The organism is Streptomyces sp. NPDC007162, from assembly GCF_040634175.1.
Taxonomy (GTDB): domain Bacteria; phylum Actinomycetota; class Actinomycetes; order Streptomycetales; family Streptomycetaceae; genus Streptomyces.
Genome location: NZ_JBEYFC010000041.1, coordinates 13,035 through 31,001 on the forward strand (window position 1 = coordinate 13,035; position 17,967 = coordinate 31,001).

The window sequence follows — 17,967 nt, forward strand, 5'->3', positions numbered from 1 at the left end:
GCCTTCGGCGACTTACCCTGGACGGGTGCCAAAGACGAACAAGACGAAGGACCACAAGGACGCCAAATCAGCCGAGGGTCCTTCGCGGGTGAAGCCGCCGCGGCCGTCGAAGACGCCGAAGCTGTCGAAGAAGGCCCTGGCCGAGGACGAGAAGGGTCTCGACTTCGCGCGCGCGTGGGTGGAATTCCCCGACCCGGCGGACGACGAGCAGGTGTTCCGCTGTGATCTGACCTGGCTGACGTCCCGCTGGAACTGCGTCTTCGGCAGCGGCTGCCAGGGCATCCAGGCGGGCCGCGCGGACGACGGCTGCTGCACGCTGGGCGCGCACTTCTCCGACGAGGACGACGAGAAGCGGGTCGCCGGGCATGTGGCGAGGCTCACGCCGGAGATCTGGCAGCACCATGCCGAGGGCACGCGGGACGGCTGGGTCTCGGAGGACGAGGAGGGCTCCCGCCAGACCCGTCCTTTCAACGGCTCGTGCATCTTCCAGAACCGTCCCGGGTTCGCGGGCGGCGCGGGCTGCTCGCTGCACATCCTGGCCCTGAAGGAGGGCCGGGAGCCGCTGGAGACCAAGCCGGACGTCTGCTGGCAGCTTCCGATCCGCCGGACCTACGACTGGATCGACCGCCCCGACGACACGCGCGTCCTGCAGATCTCGATCGGCGAGTACGACCGCAGGGGCTGGGGTCCCGGCGGCCACGACCTCCACTGGTGGTGCACGTCGGCGACGTCGGCGCACGGTGCGGGCGACCCGGTGTACGTCTCCTACCGCCCGGAACTGACCGAGCTGATGGGCAAGGCGGGCTACGACCGCCTGGTGGAACTCTGTGAGCAGCGCCTGTCCGGCCTGCTCCCGTTGCTGGCCCCGCACCCGGCGGATCCTCTGGACTGAGGTCGGTGGGTGAACGGGCCGGTGGGTGAACGGGCCGGTCCGGTGGCGTCACGGCGTCGGTGGGGGTGTCCCGCTGTCGGGGGGTGTCGGTGAAGGCGATCCTGTCGGGCCGCCGCTGTCCGACTCGGTCGGCGTCGGGGTCGGCCCGCTCGACGTCGGCGGCTCGCTGACCGGCGGTGACGGCTGCGTCGGGGCGGACACCGTCGGTGTCGGCCACCCCGGAGGGGTCGGTTTCGGACCCCGGCGGGACGGCGGAGCCGACCCGTACCCGTCGATCGACACCACCGCCCCCGCCGGCGCCACCGCCACCCGCGCGCTCCAGTGCCCGGACGGCTCCCGCAGATGATCGACGTACACCTTGACCGTGACCGACTCGCCCGGCCGCAGCGTTCCCGAGGACCGGGAGAAGTACAGCCAGCCCGTCGAGGTGGACAGCGACCACCGCACCGCCGCGTCCCCGCCCGCCGCGAGCGTGACCACCGTCGTGTCGCCGTCGTTCTCGGCCGTCACCGTGAGGTGCCCCGCGCCGGCCTGCTTCCGGTCGGCCCCCAGCACGCTGAGCACCTCCACCGACACGTCGGCCTTGCGGCCCTCGCCGACGCGCGGCCCGGGTCCGGCGTTCCCGGCGTTCTCGTACCCCCCGCCGCCGGCCCCGTCACCGCCCAGGACGCCGGAGCCCGCGGCCTCCCGCGCGGTCGCGGACGGCCCGTCGTGCCCCTCCCCCGTCGGCGAGCCGCGGTAGGCGGCCCACAGGGCGAGCACCGGCGCCGCCACCACCGTCGCCACGACGGTCGTCGTGACGGCACGCGCGCGCAGCCGGTCCCGACGGGCCGCACGGTCCTTGGGGTCCATCGGGAAGCCGCGCCGGTCGAAGCGCGGGAGCGCCGCCCCGCGCGCGCGTGGCTGGTGCGCCATCGCCCTGTGCAGGGCCGCGCGGGGCGCTTCCAGGACGGGCAGCTCGGCGGGTGTGGTCATGGCGCCGGGCCACCGGCCGGGGGCCGCGCGTTCGGCGGTGCGGCGGCAGCGCGGGCAGTCGTCGACGTGCCGGACCAGTTCGCGGCGCAGGGCGCTGCTGAGCACCAGCTGGCTGTCCCCGGTGAGGTGGGACACGCTGGGGCAGCCGCCGGTCTCGACGACGGCGAGGGCCGCGCGGGTGCGTTCGACCTCGCAGGCGGCGGAGGCGAGCAGTTCGCGGGCGCCGGCGAGGTCCATGTCGAGGACGGCGGCGACCTCCTCGGCGGTGAGGTGGTGGCGTACCGCGAGTTCGAGCGCCTCGCGCTGCTCGGGGGTGGTGCCGGCCGCCTCGGGCCAGGCGAGCTGGGCGAGTTCGCGGCGCCGCTGCTCCTGGCCGTCGGCGGGTGCCTGCGGGTCGGGTGCGACGTGGCGGCCCGCCGCGTGGGTGGCCTGACGTTTCTGCTTGGCCTGGGCCAGCCCGCGCAGACAGGCCCAGCGGGCCAGTGCGTACAGCCAGGCCCTGCGGTCCCCGGCGGCCTGCGGGGCGCGCTGGCCGCGCCGCTCGGCGAGGGCGAGGACGTCCCCGAGGGCGGCGGTGGCCGCGTCGTGGTCGCACAGCACCGAGAGGCAGTAGGTGAACAGCCCGTCGAGGTACGGCTCGTAGCGCGCCGGCGGTCGCTGCGCCAGCGCGCGCGCCGCCGTACGGTCGCGCGCCGCGCGCGCCTCCCGGTGCGCCCGGTGTGCACCGGTCGTGCGGGTCGAGGTCTCCGGCATGCTGCTCATCACCCGTGCGACCGTAGGCGGCGGCGTAACGTCCCTTCTTGCGGCTTGAGCACTTTTAATCCGTACGGGTGAAACGATCCCTCAATAGGGGACAGGAGGCCGCGATTCCGCGGCTCGTTCCCGACGGGGCATGGCCGGGACCGGTCCACCCACACCTGTCACGGGGGCCACCCCGGCCCCGTTGTCGGTGGCGGGGGCTACGGTTTCCGCATGGCCACCCGTACCAAGACCGCCAAGGACCGCCCGTCGTACCGCTGCACCGAGTGCGGCTGGCAGACGGCCAAGTGGCTCGGTCGCTGCCCCGAGTGCCAGGCCTGGGGGACGATCGAGGAGTACGGCACGCCCGCGGTCCGTACGACGGCGCCCGGCCGGGTCACCACCTCCGCGGTGCCGATCGGCCAGGTCGACGGCCGTCAGGCCACCGCCCGCACCACCGGCGTGCCCGAGCTGGACCGGGTCCTCGGCGGCGGCCTGGTCCCCGGCGCGGTCGTACTCCTGGCGGGCGAGCCCGGCGTCGGCAAGTCCACGCTCCTGCTCGACGTGGCGGCCAAGGCGGCGAGCGACGAGCACCGCACGCTCTACGTCACCGGTGAGGAGTCCGCGAGCCAGGTCCGCCTGCGCGCGGACCGCATCGGCGCCATCGACGACCACCTCTACCTCGCCGCCGAGACCGACCTGGCCGCCGTCCTCGGCCACTTGGACGCGGTGAAGCCGTCGCTGCTGATCCTGGACTCGGTGCAGACGGTCGCCTCCCCGGAGATCGACGGCGCGCCCGGCGGCATGGCCCAGGTGCGGGAGGTGGCCGGCGCCCTCATCCGCGCCTCCAAGGAGCGGGGCATGTCGACGCTCCTGGTGGGCCATGTCACCAAGGACGGCGCGATCGCGGGACCGCGGCTGCTGGAACACCTGGTGGACGTCGTCCTGCACTTCGAGGGCGACCGGCACGCGCGCCTGCGGCTGGTCCGCGGCATCAAGAACCGGTACGGCGCCACCGACGAGGTCGGCTGCTTCGAACTGCACGACGAGGGCATCACCGGTCTCACCGACCCGAGCGGACTCTTCCTGACCCGGCGCGCCGAACCGGTCCCGGGCACCTGCCTGACGGTCACCCTGGAGGGCCGCCGCCCGCTGGTCGCCGAGGTCCAGGCGCTCACGGTGGACTCGCAGATCCCCTCCCCGCGCCGGACCACCTCCGGTCTGGAGACCTCCCGGGTCTCGATGATGCTGGCCGTCCTGGAGCAGCGCGGCCGGATCAGCGCGCTCGGCAAGCGGGACATCTACTCCGCGACCGTCGGCGGGGTGAAGCTCTCCGAGCCCGCCGCCGATCTGGCCATCGCCCTCGCCCTGGCCTCCGCCGCCAGCGACACCCCGCTCCCGAAGAACCTCGTCGCCATCGGCGAGGTCGGCCTCGCGGGCGAGGTCAGACGGGTCACCGGCGTCCAGCGCAGGCTCTCGGAAGCGCACCGGCTCGGCTTCACGCACGCGCTCGTACCGGGCGATCCCGGCAAGGTCCCGCCGGGCATGAAGGTCCTGGAGGTCGCCGACATGGGGGACGCGCTGCGGGTGCTGCCGCGCTCCCGTCGCCGGGAGGCCCCACGGGAGGCGGAGGAGCGCCGGTAGACTTTGCCCTGGTCTCGCCCGTCCGTACGAACCGAGTGCGGGTGCGGCAGCGCCTCAGAACCTGCGACCGGAGGAGTGCAGTGGCAGCCAACGACCGGGCATCGGCTCCCGGAAAGTCCGGCGGGAGTGCCGGTTCCGAGGGCCTGATGCGCGCCTCGCTGAGCGCCGTGGCTCCGGGCACCGGCATGCGGGACGGCCTGGAGCGGGTCCTGCGCGGCAACACGGGCGGGCTGATCGTGCTCGGCTTCGACAAGACGGTCGAGGCGATGTGCACGGGCGGCTTCGTGCTGGACGTCGAGTTCACGGCGACCCGGCTGCGGGAGCTGTGCAAACTCGACGGCGGGATCGTGATCTCCTCCGACCTGTCGAAGATCCTGCGGGCGGGGGTCCAGTTCGTACCGGACGCGACGATCCCCACGGAGGAGACGGGCACCCGGCACCGGACGGCGGACCGGGTCTCCAAGCAGGTCGGCTTCCCGGTGGTCTCGGTCTCCCAGTCGATGCGGCTGATCGCCCTGTACGTCGCCGGGCAGCGCCGCGTCCTGGAGGACTCGGCGGCGATCCTCTCCCGCGCGAACCAGGCGCTCGCGACCCTGGAGCGGTACAAGCTCCGCCTGGACGAGGTCGCGGGGACGTTGTCGGCGCTGGAGATCGAGGACCTGGTGACGGTCCGGGACGTGTCCGCCGTCGCCCAGCGCCTCGAGATGGTCCGCAGGATCGCCACGGAGATCGCCGAGTACGTGGTCGAACTGGGCACCGACGGGCGGCTCCTGGCACTCCAGCTGGACGAGTTGATCGCGGGGGTCGAGCCCGAGCGTGAGCTGGTGGTCCGGGACTACGTGCCCGAGCCGACGGCGAAGCGGTCCCGCACGGTCGACGAGGCACTCTACGAGCTGGACGCCCTGAGCCATGCGGAGCTGCTGGAGATGCCGACCGTGGCGCGGGCGTTGGGGTACACGGGGTCGCCGGAGGCGCTGGACTCGGCGGTGTCGCCGCGCGGTTTCCGGCTGCTGGCGAAGGTGCCGCGGCTGCCGGGGGCGATCATCGACCGGCTGGTGGAGCACTTCGGCGGGCTGCAGAAGCTGCTCGCCGCGAGTGTGGACGACCTCCAGACGGTGGACGGGGTCGGGGAGGCGCGGGCGCGAAGTGTGCGCGAGGGGTTGTCGCGGTTGGCCGAGTCTTCGATTCTTGAGCGGTATGTCTGATTTCGCCTGGTAGTTCTGGCGGTTGCGGTATACGGCGGCCGCGGGCCGGTGGGGGCTGCTCGCGCAGTTCCTCCCCCGGCGCCCCTAGTCCGCCGACAGCACGAACGACGCCTGGGCCTTCGCGTAGCCCGGGACCGCCGCTTGCAGGAGGTACGTGCCCGCGCCGGCCGATCCTGCCGGGGGCGTCGCGCACTGGGCCGCGCTCGGCTTGCGGTCCCACTTCAGGGTGTACGTGATGCTGCTGCCGGCCGGCACCCGGTACCACCGGCTCCCCGCCGCCGTCGGGCAGTCGGCGGAGGACCAGTAGCTGTTGTCCGCGGACGAGGCGGTGATCGTCAACACCGCGTTCTTCGGGCCCAGATCGATCTTGCAGTCACTGGACGAGGTGTTCTTCGCGGCGAGTTCGAAGGTCGGCGTCTGCTCCGGCGAGTAGGAGTTGTGCAGGCTCTTCAAGGTCAACGACACGGTGCCCGCGGTGCAGTTGGGGAGGGAGGAAGACCCCGGCAGCGAGGCGACCGTACCGCCGGAGCCGGAGGTCACGTCGTCGCCCGGGCCGGCCGAGGAACCGGCGGTACCGGACGAACCCGACGTCGATCCGCCCCCCGTACCGCCCGAACTCCCGTCGCCCGTACCCGAGCCGGTGCCACCGCTGCCGGATCCGGACCCGGACCCCGACCCGCCGCCGCTCGACTCGTCCCGGCCGCCGGGGGCCTGGCTGATCGCGGGGCCGCTGCCGGACGGCCCCGGCGTGATCGTGGACACGGGATTCTTGCCGTTGGATCCGTCGGCGCCCTTCCTGCCGCCCCCGCCGCCCGACGTCACGATCCATGCGATCAGCAGCGCCAGTACGACGACCGCGGACAGCATGATGGCCCTCCGTCGCCAGTAGATGGAGGAGGGAAGCGGCCCGACCGGATTGCGCAGAGATCCCACGGCGCAAACTGTACGAGAGATCCAAGTACTTCCTCGCCCCACCCGCCGCCCGAACCTCAACTTTTCCGGATCATCATTCCGGCAACTTCCGTCGGTCCGGCTCTTCTTCGTCCTCGACGCCGTCAACCCCGGCCTCGTCACCCACCACGTCCGCCCCGGCCGTCGCGGGACGTGGCAGGATCGGAAGGGCCATGACTGAGAAGCTGCACACCCCTGTGATCGCCTGGTTCGACACCCACGCCCGCGACCTCCCCTGGCGCCGCCCGGAAGCGGGCCCGTGGGGTGTGATGGTCAGCGAGTTCATGTTGCAGCAGACGCCGGTCAGCCGCGTGCTGCCGGTGTACGAGCAGTGGCTGGCCCGCTGGCCGCGCCCCGCCGACCTCGCCGCGGAGGCGCCCGGTGAGGCGGTCCGCGCCTGGGGGCGGCTCGGCTACCCGCGCCGTGCCCTCAGGCTGCACGGCGCCGCGGTCGCCATAACGGAACGGCACGGCGGCGACGTACCCACCGACCACGCGCAGTTGCTCGCGCTGCCCGGGATCGGCGAGTACACGGCCGCGGCCGTCGCGTCGTTCGCGTACGGGCAGCGGCACGCCGTGCTGGACACGAACGTGCGGCGGGTGCTCGCGCGGGCCGTGACCGGGGTGCAGTACCCGCCGAACGCCACCACCGCCGCCGAGCGCAAGCTCGCCCGTGAGCTGCTGCCCGCGGACGAGCGGACCGCGGCCCGCTGGGCCGCCGCCTCCATGGAGCTGGGCGCGCTGGTGTGCACGGCGAAGAACGAGACGTGCCTGCGGTGCCCGATCGCCGCGCAGTGCGCCTGGCGGCTGGCCGGCAAGCCGGAGCACGAGGGGCCGCCGCGGCGCGGGCAGACGTACGCCGGTACCGACCGGCAGGTGCGCGGCAAGCTGCTCGCCGTACTGCGCGAGGCGCACGCCCCCGTGCCGCAGACGGCGCTCGACCGGGTGTGGCACGAGCCGGTGCAGCGGGCGCGCGCCCTGGACGGGCTGGTATCGGACGGACTGGTGGAGCCGCTCGCGGGCGGCCTGTACCGGCTTCCGCTGGGCTGACACACAGCCACATCACAGCGGCCGGGGCTGTGTTACGGCCCCGACCACTGGGCAAATCGCCTGGTAACCGGGCATAGACCCCTGCCCGCTTACCCCGAACCTACTTCCGTTACACAACCGACGGACAGCCGATTGCTACCCGCAGGCTGGTCCGCACAGCCCCGTGACAACGAGTCCGTAGCTTCGTTTCTGTGCCCGCCAGGACCGCGGGACAGCAGTGACCAGAGCAGGAACTCAGGGGCCGAGGGCCGGGGAAAACGGGGATCGGGAGGCGGTTGATCATGGCGCAGGGCGAGGTGCTCGGATTCGAGGAGTACGTCCGCACCCGGCAGGACGCGCTGCTGCGCAGCGCCCGCCGGCTGGTCCCGGACCCGACGGACGCCCAGGACCTGCTCCAGACCGCGCTGGTACGGACGTACGGCCGGTGGGACGGCATCGCCGACAAGAAACTCGCGGACGCCTACCTGCGCCGGGTCATGATCAACACGCGGACCGAGTGGTGGCGGGCCCGCAAGCTGGAAGAGGTCCCGACCGAGCAGATGCCCGACGCCTGCGTGGACGACTCCACCGAGCAGCACGCGGACCGCGCTCTCCTTATGGACATCATGAAGGTTCTGGCTCCGAAGCAGCGCAGCGTCGTGGTGCTGCGACACTGGGAGCAGATGTCCACGGAGGAGACGGCCGCCGCCCTCGGCATGTCGGCCGGAACGGTCAAGAGCACGCTGCACCGGGCGCTCGCCCGGCTCCGCGAGGAGCTGGAGTCCCGCGATCTCGACGCACGCGCGCTGGAGCGTGAGGAGCAGGAGCGTTGCGCGGCCTGACCGACGCGGGGCCCGACAGGGGCCCGGCGGGCGCACAGGCGGTGATCACGGCGGCGACCGTGGTCGCCGCCGTCGCCCTTTTCGCCGCGGCCTGCGGCACCGGCGGCACCGGCGCCCGTGACGAGGGGCCGGCCCACTCCGACTCGGTCGAGCGCGCCCCGGCCGCCAAGGCCCCTTCGCCCAACCCGTCGCAGACCTACGAGAAGGTCGACGCGGTCGCCCTGGTGAAGGCCGACCCGGCGGTCTCGGCCACCGTGAAGCGGGACCTCAAACCCTGTGCGGGCACCGAGTACCCGGTCGACGTGACCTACGGCGATCTCACCGGAGGCCAGCTGGACGACGTCGTCGTCAACGTGCTGACCTGCGGGGACGCGGTGGGAGTCGGGGCGTACGTGTACCGCAGGGAGGACGGCTCGTACAAGAATGTCTTCAAGGCCGAGGAGTCCCCGGTCTACGCGGAGATCGACAAGGGCGACCTGAGCGTGACCAAGCAGGTGTACGAGAAGGGGGACCCGGTGTCGAGTCCCTCGGGCGAGAACGTGATCACCTACCGCTGGACCTCGGGACGCTTCGTCCAGGAGGACTTCCACCACACCGACTACGGCAACGCGGCCGGCGGCGACGCCACCGAGGACCCGACCGCCGCCGGCTGACCCGGCCCCCACCCCACAACGACCACACGAGAGAGCCGGATGGCAGACCAGACCCACGTCCTGTTCGTCGAGGACGACGACGTCATCCGCGAGGCCACGCAGCTCGCCCTGGAGCGGGACGGCTTCGCGGTCACCGCCATGCCCGACGGGCTGTCGGGGCTGGATGCGTTCCGTGCGGACCGGCCCGACATCGCCCTGCTGGACGTGATGGTCCCGGGCCTGGACGGGGTGAGCCTGTGCCGGCGCATCCGGGACGAGTCCACCGTGCCGGTGATCATGCTGTCGGCGCGCGCCGACTCGATCGACGTGGTCCTCGGCCTGGAGGCGGGCGCCGACGACTACGTCACCAAACCGTTCGACGGGGCCGTGCTGGTCGCCCGGATCCGGGCGGTGCTGCGCCGCTTCGGGCACGCGAGCGGCGGCGAGAAGCCGCATGAGGACGCGGCGCCGGTGACCGGCGGTCTGCTCACCTTCGGCGATCTGGAGATCGACACGGAGGGCATGGAGGTGCGCCGGGCCGCACAGCCGGTCGCGCTCACCCCGACCGAGATGCGGCTGCTCCTGGAGTTCTCCTCGGCACCGGGGACCGTGCTCTCCCGCGACAAGCTGCTCGAACGCGTCTGGGACTACGGCTGGGGCGGGGACACCCGGGTCGTCGACGTGCACGTGCAGCGGCTGCGCACGAAGATCGGTCAGGACCGGATCGAGACGGTCCGCGGTTTCGGCTACAAGTTGAAGGCCTGAGCGAGGCGGCCATGCGGGGGTTCACCAGACACATCCGGCACAGCGGCCCGGGACTGCGCACCGGGCTCCGGTGGAAGCTGAGCGCGGCCATCGCGCTGGTCGGCGCGCTGGTCGCGATCGCGCTGAGCCTGGTGGTGCACAACGCGGCCCGGGTCTCGATGCTGGACAACGCACGCGACCTCGCCAACGAGCGGTTGCAGATCGCCCAGCGCAACTACGAGCTGTTCGGCCGGGCGAACTTCCCCGACGTCAAGGTCAACGACCCGCTGCTGCCGGACGCCCTGCGCGACAAGGTCGACGCGGGCCGCCGGGCGACCGACGTCATCGACCACGGCAGCGGTGCGCCGGACATCTGGGCAGCCGTGCAGGCCAAGGACGGGCGGGTGCTGTCCCTGCACGGCACCTTCCCGAACCGCAGCAGCAACGTGCTGAAGGATCTCGACCAGGCCCTCGTCATCGGCTCCATCGCGGTGGTCCTCGGCGGCAGCGCGCTCGGCGTGCTGATCGGCGGGCAGCTCTCGCGTCGGCTGCGCAAGGCGGCGGCCGCGGCCAACCAGGTCGCCCAGGGCGAGCCGGACGTGCGGGTGCGGGAGGCCATCGGCGGGGTCGTACGGGACGAGACCGACGATCTCGCGCGCGCCGTGGACGCCATGGCGGACGCGCTGCAGCAGCGGTTGGAGGCCGAGCGGCGGGTGACCGCCGACATCGCGCACGAGCTGCGTACGCCGGTGACGGGGCTGCTCACGGCCGCCGAGCTCCTCCCCCCGGGCCGCCCGACGGAACTGGTCCTGGACCGGGCGAAGGCGATGCGCACCCTCGTCGAGGACGTCCTGGAGGTGGCCCGGCTGGACAGCGCCTCCGAGCGGGCCGAGCTGCAGGACATCCTGCTGGGCGAGTTCGTGTCCCGGCGGGTGGCGGCGAAGGACCCGGCGATCGAGGTGCGGGTGGTGCACGAGTCGGAGGTCACCACCGATCCGCGGCGGCTGGAGCGGGTGCTGTTCAACCTGCTCGCCAACGCGGCCCGGCACGGCAGGCCGCCGATCGAGGTGACCGTCGAGGGCCGGGTCATCCGGGTCCGCGACCACGGCCCCGGCTTTCCCGAGGAACTCCTCGCGGAGGGGCCGAGCCGGTTCCGCACCGGCAGCGCGGACCGCGCGGGCCAGGGGCACGGCCTGGGGCTGACCATCGCGGCCGGGCAGGCGCGGGTGCTGGGCGCCCGTCTGACCTTCCGCAACATCCGCCCGGCCGGGGCTCCCGCGCACATTCCGGCGGAGGGTGCGGTGGCCGTCCTGTGGCTCCCCGAACACGCCCCGACGGCCACCGGCAGCTATCCGATGCTCCCGGGACCGGCCCAGGCGGGAAGCCGCTCCCGGCACCCCTGACGGGCACCTCGCCGTGCGCCTCCTCCAAGGCGCGGACGTCCGTCCGGTCCCGGTCCAGGGCGTCCCTGGCACGCCGCCGACGCAGTCGTCCATGAGGCCGATGGTGGCACGCGGTACTGACAACGCCGGCCGGCTGGGGAACCAGCCGGCCGGCGTCGGTGAGCAGCGTCGTCAGACGTCGGTGAGCAGTGTCGTCAGACGGCCTCGGCCAACTGGATCGGCGCCGTCTCCTCGTCGACGGCCGGCCCGCTCTTCAGCGGCACCTCCTTGACGAACACCGCCGCGACCAGCACCGCCACGGCGATCACGGCGCCCAGCAGGAACGCCGAGTGCGTGCCGGCCGACACCGCTTGCTGGTAGGCCTCGCGCACCGGTGCGGGCAGCTTCGCCAGGCTCGCCGCGTCCAGCGAGGCGGACTTCTCGGTGGCCTTGGCCGCCATCGCGCCGCCCCGCTCGGACATGACGTGCTTGACCCGGTCGTTGAAGACCGCACCCATGATCGCGACACCGAAGGAGGAGCCGAGCGTCCGGAACAGGGTGGTGGAGGAGGACGCGACGCCCATGTCCTTCATCTGGACGCTGTTCTGCGCGACCAGCATGGTGATCTGCATCAGGCAGCCCATGCCGAGGCCGACGACGGCCATGTCCAGCCCGGAGGTGAACCGGGTGGTGCCGGTGTCCATGGTGGACAGCAGGTACAGCCCGACGGCCAGCAGCACACCGCCCACGAGGGGGAAGATCTTGTAGCGGCCGGTGTTGGTGGTGACCCGGCCGGCGACCATCGAGGTCACCAGCATCGCGCCGAGCATCGGCAGCAGCAGCAGACCGGAGTTGGTCGCGGACGCGCCCTGCACGGACTGCTGGTAGAGCGGCAGGAAGAGCGTGGCGCCGAACATCACGAAGCCCACGATGAAGCCGATGATCGACATGAGGGTGAAGTTGCGGCTGCGGAAGATGTGCAGCGGCAGCACCGGCTCGGCGGCCTTGGTCTGCCAGAAGACGAACCCGACGAGCGCGACGACACCGATGGCGATCAGTTCCATGATCCGCGCGGACGTCCAGGCGTACTCGGAGCCGCCCCAGGTGGTGACCAGCACGATGGAGGTGATGCCGAGGGTCAGCAGACCGGCGCCGAGGTAGTCGATGCGGGTCTTGTTCCGCTTCTTCGGCAGGTGCAGCACGGCACTGATGGCGGCCAGCGCGATCACGCCCAGCGGCAGGTTGATGTAGAAGGCCCAGCGCCAGCCCCAGTTGTCGGTGATGGTGCCGCCGACCAGCGGGCCGCCGATCATCGCGAGCGCCATGACGCCGGCCATCATGCCCTGGTACTTGCCGCGCTCGCGGGGCGGGATCAGGTCACCGATGATCGCCATGACACCGACCATCAGACCACCGGCCCCGAGCCCCTGAACGGCCCGGAACCCGATCAGCTCGCCCATGTTCTGGGCCATTCCGCTGAGCGCGGAGCCGATCAGGAAGATGACTATGGAGGTCATGAAGGCGCCCTTGCGCCCGTACATGTCGCCGAGCTTGCCCCAGATCGGGGTCGCCGCGGCGGTCGCCAGGGTGTACCCGGTCACCACCCACGACAGGTGCTCGAGGCCGCCCAGCTCGCCCACGATCGTCGGCATCGCGGTGCCCACGATCATGTTGTCGAGCATCGCGAGCATCATCGCGATCATGAGCGCGAGCAGTACGACCCGTACGCTCCTCGGCTGTTTCTCCGGCTGCTCCGCCGTCTCCGGTGCCCCCGGAGTCTCCTGGCCGGTCACGGCCGCCTGGGTGTCCGCCATCTCTCCCACTCCCCCTGGCGGCAGGTACTTACTTGCCGCCCGGCTAGTTCACTACACTGGGAAGGTAGACCTGTAACTAGCCGGGCGTCAAGTAAGTTTCCCGGGGCGGACGACGGCGTCCGGCGGGACGATGTTTCGCGGGAGTGCGAGGAGTAAGAGGATGGGCGTCACCATGGACGGCACCAAGCAGCAGCGCCGCGGCAACACCCGCCAGCGCATCCAGGACGTGGCGCTCGAACTCTTCGCCGAGCAGGGCTACGAGAAGACCTCCCTGCGGGAGATCGCCGAGCGCCTCGACGTGACCAAGGCAGCCCTGTACTACCACTTCAAGACCAAGGAAGAGATCCTGGTCGGCGTCTTCGAGGATCTGACGCAGCCCATCAGCGACCTGATCGAGTGGGGCAAGGACCAGCCGCACACCCTGGAGACCAAACAGGAGATCGTCCGGCGCTACAGCAAGGCGCTCGGCGACGCGGAACCCCTGTTCCGGTTCATGCAGGAGAACCAGGCGACGGTCCGGGAGCTGCGCATCGGTGACACCTTCAAGGACCGGATGCGCGGCCTGCGGGACATCCTGATGGACCCGGACGCACCGCTGACCGACCAGGTCCGCTGCGTCAGCGCGATGTTCACGCTGCACGCCGGCATGTTCGTGCTGCAGGACATCGAGGGCGACCTCCAGAAGAAGCGGGAAGCGGTTCTGGAGGTCGCCATGGACCTGGTGACCCAGGCCCACCAAGGTTCTGACCGGCCCGCTTAGACGGTCACGCCCTGGGCGTGCAGGAAGGCGACCGGGTCGACGGCGGAGCCGTAGTTCGGCGTCTTGCGGATCTCGAAGTGCAGGTGCGGGCCGGTGGAGTTGCCGGTGCTGCCGGACAGGGCTATGTGCTGACCGGTCTTCACGACCTGCCCGACCCTCACGTCGATGCGGGAGAGGTGCGCGTACTGCGAGTACTGGCCGTTGGCGTGCTTGATGACGACGGCGTTGCCGTACGCGGGGCCGTCGCCGGCGCCGTTGCCGCCGGCCTTGACGACGGTGCCGCCGTGGGCGGCGGCGACCTCGGTGCCGGTGGGCACGGCGAAGTCCTGGCCGCTGTGCCGGGCGGTCCACATGCCACCGGCCTGGTCGAAGGTCGCGGAGAGCGTGTACTTCTTCACCGGGTCGACCCAGGCGGCGGCGCCGGAGGTGGCAGCCGACGCGACACCCGACCCCACGACCGCCGTCACCGCGGCACCGGCGGCCAGAACGGCGGCACGCTTGCGCAGCGAGGACGGACGGGGGGCACGGAGAGCGGCGCGCAGGGACATCGGAACCTCGTGGGGTAGGCAACAGGGAACCCACCGGCGCACCGGCTCTCTCGCCGGCCGCGCACCGGGTGGGCCATCCCTTGGTAACCCGGACACCGCCCGCTGCTCAAACGTCCCGTCTACGGCACTTCGTAGTATCCGCCCTCACACATGACCCTTTCTTGACAGACCCCCCGACCGCCCGACCCCACCCCGACGTCGTCACACCCCTGCCACCTCCGGGCGCCGAGCCCCTTCACCTCGCCCACAGGTCCCACTATCTCCGCTAGTACCCGACATTTCGCCCGTGCGGTATGTCACCAGTCACCGAGATCCACACCCGCCCAAATGTGACGGGCACCACGCTGACCAGCGGCGTTCGACACAAGCCGGCATTCAGACTGATGGGCCCCACCGGTCACACCTCCAGCTTCCTACCCATCGGTAACCCTACGCTTCCTCTCGCGCCACCTGGTCCGCTCATCATGCACCTGACATCGCCATGGACGTGAGAGGACACCGCCACCGATGATTACAGGCACCTGGGCCCGCCGCATGTCCGTCACCGCCGTCCTGCTGGCCGCGCTCGCCGGCACGGCCGCGCCGGCCCAGGCCGTGCCGGAGAGCGCCTCCACCACGGTCGACCACGCCACCTGGCAGCAGGACTGCCAGACCGTGATGGACCAGGCCCTGCCGTATCTGAAGAGCCGCGTCGCCGCCGCGAAGCCGGGCGAGAAGCAGGCGATCGTCTTCGACATCGACAACACCACGCTGGAGACCGACTTCGGCTTCAGCTATCCCCAGCCGGCCAACAAGCCGGTCCTGAAGGTGGCCGAGTACGCCCAGCAGCACGGCGTCGAGCTGTTCTTCGTGACGGCCCGCCCGGGGATCGTCCACCTGCCCACCGAGTACAACCTTGAGTACGACGGCTACCGCGTCTCCGGCCTCTACGTCCGCGGCTTCCTCGACCTCTTCAAGGACGTCGCCGCCTACAAGACCGCCCGGCGCGTCGCCATCGAGGACAAGGGCTACGACATCATCGCGAACATCGGCAACAGCGCCACCGACCTCTCGGGCGGCCACGCCGACAGGACGTTCAAGCTGCCGGACTACGACGGCCAGCTGTCGTAGTCCGCGCCACGCACGCGACAGGGCCGGTGCTTCGAAAAGCACCGGCCCTGTCATCGGCTCACCCCGGAAGGGCTACGCCTCCTTGCTCAGGTTCGGTCCGGCTCCGCCGGCCGCCTGCTCGATCGGCGGGACGTCGGGGAGTGCCGACTTCTCCTCGCCGCGGAAGGTGAAGGTCGCGGTGTCGCCCTCGCCCTCCGTGTCGACGACCACGATGTGGCCGGGACGCAGCTCGCCGAAGAGGATCTTCTCCGAGAGCGTGTCCTCGACCTCGCGCTGGATCGTGCGGCGCAGCGGACGCGCGCCCAGCACCGGGTCGTAGCCCTTCTTGGACAGCAGCTCCTTGGCGGACTGGGAGAGCTCGATGCCCATGTCCCGGTCCTTCAGGCGCTCGTCCACCTTGCTGATCATCAGGTCGACGATCCGCAGGATGTCCTCCTGCGTCAGCTGCGGGAAGACGACCACGTCGTCGACGCGGTTGAGGAACTCGGGCCGGAAGTGCTGCTTGAGCTCGTCCTGGACCTTGTTCTTCATGCGCTCGTAGTTGGTCTTCGTGTCACCCGAGGCCGCGAAGCCCAGGTTGAAGCCCTTGGAGATGTCCCGGGTGCCGAGGTTGGTCGTCATGATGATGACCGTGTTCTTGAAGTCCACGACCCGGCCCTGGGAGTCGGTCAGGCGACCGTCCTCCAGGATCTGCAGCAGGCTGTTGAAGATGTCCGGGTGGGCCTTCTCCACCTCGTCGAAGAGAACGACGGAGAACGGCTTGCGGCGGACCTTCTCGGTCAGCTGGCCGCCCTCTTCGTAGCCCACGTAGCCGGGGGGCGAACCGAAGAGACGCGACACCGTGTGCTTCTCGCTGAACTCCGACATGTCGAGGGAGATCAGCGCGTCCTCGTCACCGAAGAGGAACTCGGCGAGGGCCTTGGACAGCTCGGTCTTACCGACACCGGACGGACCGGCGAAGATGAACGAGCCACCAGGGCGCTTCGGGTCCTTCAGACCGGCACGCGTACGGCGGATCGCCTTCGACAGCGCCTTGACGGCGTCGACCTGGCCGATGACCCGCTTGTGGAGCTCGTCCTCCATGCGCAGCAGGCGGGACGACTCCTCCTCGGTCAGCTTGAAGACCGGGATGCCGGTGGCCGTGGCGAGGACCTCGGCGATCAGCTCGCCGTCGACCTCGGCGACGACGTCCATGTCGCCGGCCTTCCACTCCTTCTCCCGCTTGGCCTTGGCGGCCAGGAGCTGCTTCTCCTTGTCGCGCAGGGAGGCGGCCTTCTCGAAGTCCTGCGAGTCGATCGCGGACTCCTTGTCCCGGCGGACGGCGGCGATCTTCTCGTCGAACTCGCGCAGGTCCGGCGGCGCGGTCATCCGGCGGATGCGCATCCGGGAACCGGCCTCGTCGATCAGGTCGATCGCCTTGTCCGGCAGGAAGCGGTCCGAGATGTAGCGGTCGGCCAGAGTGGCCGCCTGGACCAGCGCCTCGTCCGTGATGGAGACCCGGTGGTGGGCCTCGTACCGGTCACGCAGACCCTTGAGGATCTCGATCGTGTGCGGCAGGGACGGCTCGGCGACCTGGATGGGCTGGAAGCGGCGCTCCAGGGCCGCGTCCTTCTCCAGGTGCTTGCGGTACTCGTCCAGGGTGGTGGCACCGATGGTCTGCAGCTCACCGCGGGCCAGCATCGGCTTCAGGATGGAAGCCGCGTCGATGGCGCCCTCGGCGGCACCCGCACCGACCAGCGTGTGCAGCTCGTCGATGAACAGGATGATGTCGCCGCGGGTGCGGATCTCCTTGAGCACCTTCTTCAGGCGCTCCTCGAAGTCACCGCGGTAGCGGGAGCCGGCGACCAGGGCACCGAGGTCCAGGGTGTAGAGGTGCTTGTCCTTGAGGGTCTCGGGCACCTCGCCCTTGACGATGGCCTGGGCGAGGCCCTCGACGACGGCGGTCTTGCCGACGCCGGGCTCACCGATCAGGACCGGGTTGTTCTTGGTACGGCGGGACAGCACCTGCATGACCCGCTCGATCTCCTTCTCGCGCCCGATCACCGGGTCGAGCTTGGACTCGCGAGCGGCCTGGGTGAGGTTCCGGCCGAACTGGTCGAGGACCAGGGACGTCGAGGGGGTGCCCTCGGCAGGGCCGCCGGCGGTGGCGGTCTCCTTGCCCTGGTAGCCGGAGAGCAGCTGGATGACCTGCTGCCGCACCCGGTTGAGATCAGCGCCCAGCTTGACCAGGACCTGGGCGGCGACGCCCTCGCCCTCACGGATCAGGCCGAGCAGGATGTGCTCCGTGCCGATGTAGTTGTGGCCCAGCTGAAGGGCCTCCCGGAGCGACAGCTCCAGGACCTTCTTGGCACGGGGGGTGAAGGGGATGTGCCCGGACGGGGCCTGCTGGCCCTGGCCGATGATCTCCTCCACCTGCTGGCGGACCGCCTCGAGCGAAATCCCGAGGCTCTCAAGGGCCTTGGCGGCGACACCCTCACCCTCGTGGATCAGGCCCAGGAGGATGTGCTCGGTGCCGATGTAGTTGTGGTTGAGCATCCGGGCTTCTTCCTGAGCCAGGACGACAACCCGCCGCGCGCGGTCGGTGAACCTCTCGAACATCGTTAATCGCTCCTCAGAGCGGTCAGGCAGTGGGGGGAACTTCCCCTCCCTGTCCTTCCGCAGCTTAGTCCCGCAAGCGGGGACCGCTCATTCCAACTGCCGAC

At 71.0% G+C, this 17,967-nt stretch carries 15 protein-coding genes; 10 read left to right on the forward strand and 5 right to left on the reverse strand.

Translation table 11 applies throughout. From position 1 onward, the window contains the following. Nucleotides 1–25: 25 nt before the first annotated feature. Nucleotides 26–892, forward strand: coding sequence for a hypothetical protein (locus tag ABZ646_RS07520; RefSeq protein ID WP_360514051.1), 867 nt, complete (start codon nt 26–28; stop codon nt 890–892). A gap of 48 nt (nt 893–940) precedes the next feature. On the opposite strand, the gene ABZ646_RS07525 is transcribed toward ABZ646_RS07520, so the two are convergent. After that, nucleotides 941–2,632 (reverse strand): hypothetical protein, encoded by a 1,692-nt coding sequence (locus ABZ646_RS07525; protein WP_360514054.1) that lies wholly within the window; start codon nt 2,630–2,632, stop codon nt 941–943. 207 nt (nt 2,633–2,839) lie between these two features. On the opposite strand from ABZ646_RS07525, the gene radA reads away from it, so the two are divergent. Beyond that, entirely contained in the window at nt 2,840–4,249 is a 1,410-nt protein-coding gene (gene radA, locus ABZ646_RS07530; RefSeq protein WP_360514058.1) for a DNA repair protein RadA, read from the forward strand. Between the two features lie 80 nt (nt 4,250–4,329). Next, nucleotides 4,330–5,454, forward strand: a complete 1,125-nt coding sequence (gene disA, locus ABZ646_RS07535) for a DNA integrity scanning diadenylate cyclase DisA (protein ID WP_360514061.1) — start codon at nt 4,330–4,332, stop codon at nt 5,452–5,454. An 84-nt stretch (nt 5,455–5,538) separates the two neighbouring features. Here disA and ABZ646_RS07540 read toward each other — a convergent pair whose 3' ends face one another. Further along, nucleotides 5,539–6,387, reverse strand: coding sequence for a hypothetical protein (locus tag ABZ646_RS07540; protein ID WP_360514064.1), 849 nt, complete (start codon nt 6,385–6,387; stop codon nt 5,539–5,541). A 191-nt stretch (nt 6,388–6,578) separates the two neighbouring features. Here ABZ646_RS07540 and ABZ646_RS07545 point away from each other — a divergent pair, with 191 nt between their 5' ends. From ABZ646_RS07545 to cseC, 5 genes are all read left to right on the forward strand, one after another. Then, nucleotides 6,579–7,454, forward strand: a complete 876-nt coding sequence (locus ABZ646_RS07545) for an A/G-specific adenine glycosylase (protein WP_360514067.1) — start codon at nt 6,579–6,581, stop codon at nt 7,452–7,454. Between the two features lie 281 nt (nt 7,455–7,735). After that, on the forward strand, nt 7,736–8,275 hold the full coding sequence (locus ABZ646_RS07550; protein WP_360514069.1) for a SigE family RNA polymerase sigma factor: 540 nt from the start codon (nt 7,736–7,738) through the stop codon (nt 8,273–8,275). Continuing rightward, on the forward strand, nt 8,263–8,928 hold the full coding sequence (locus tag ABZ646_RS07555; RefSeq protein WP_360514072.1) for a hypothetical protein: 666 nt from the start codon (nt 8,263–8,265) through the stop codon (nt 8,926–8,928). The genes ABZ646_RS07550 and ABZ646_RS07555 overlap by 13 nt, the downstream gene beginning before the upstream one ends. A gap of 39 nt (nt 8,929–8,967) precedes the next feature. Then, on the forward strand, nt 8,968–9,672 hold the full coding sequence (gene cseB, locus ABZ646_RS07560; protein WP_360514075.1) for a two-component system response regulator CseB: 705 nt from the start codon (nt 8,968–8,970) through the stop codon (nt 9,670–9,672). An 11-nt stretch (nt 9,673–9,683) separates the two neighbouring features. Beyond that, a complete protein-coding gene (gene cseC, locus ABZ646_RS07565) occupies nt 9,684–11,054 on the forward strand; it encodes a two-component system sensor histidine kinase CseC (RefSeq protein WP_360514078.1) in 1,371 nt (456 codons plus the stop codon). Between the two features lie 194 nt (nt 11,055–11,248). Here the strand turns inward: cseC and ABZ646_RS07570 are convergent, their stop codons facing one another. After that, nucleotides 11,249–12,847 (reverse strand): MDR family MFS transporter, encoded by a 1,599-nt coding sequence (locus ABZ646_RS07570; RefSeq protein WP_360514081.1) that lies wholly within the window; start codon nt 12,845–12,847, stop codon nt 11,249–11,251. Nucleotides 12,848–13,007: 160 nt separating this feature from the next. On the opposite strand from ABZ646_RS07570, the gene ABZ646_RS07575 reads away from it, so the two are divergent. Next, a complete protein-coding gene (locus tag ABZ646_RS07575) occupies nt 13,008–13,607 on the forward strand; it encodes a TetR/AcrR family transcriptional regulator (protein WP_360514084.1) in 600 nt (199 codons plus the stop codon). Here ABZ646_RS07575 and ABZ646_RS07580 read toward each other — a convergent pair. Next, the gene (locus tag ABZ646_RS07580) at nt 13,604–14,155 is read right to left on the reverse strand and encodes a M23 family metallopeptidase (RefSeq protein WP_360514087.1); all 552 of its coding nucleotides are present in this window, start codon (nt 14,153–14,155) and stop codon (nt 13,604–13,606) included. The two genes, ABZ646_RS07575 and ABZ646_RS07580, sit on opposite strands and share 4 nt — an antisense overlap. A gap of 507 nt (nt 14,156–14,662) precedes the next feature. Here ABZ646_RS07580 and ABZ646_RS07585 point away from each other — a divergent pair. Beyond that, nucleotides 14,663–15,265: an HAD family acid phosphatase gene (locus tag ABZ646_RS07585; RefSeq protein ID WP_360514089.1), complete on the forward strand. Its 603-nt coding sequence runs from the start codon at nt 14,663–14,665 to the stop codon at nt 15,263–15,265. A gap of 72 nt (nt 15,266–15,337) precedes the next feature. Here ABZ646_RS07585 and ABZ646_RS07590 read toward each other — a convergent pair whose 3' ends face one another. Then, complete coding sequence (locus ABZ646_RS07590; protein ID WP_132889358.1) at nt 15,338–17,863, reverse strand: ATP-dependent Clp protease ATP-binding subunit; 2,526 nt, start codon at nt 17,861–17,863, stop codon at nt 15,338–15,340. Nucleotides 17,864–17,967: the final 104 nt, after the last annotated feature.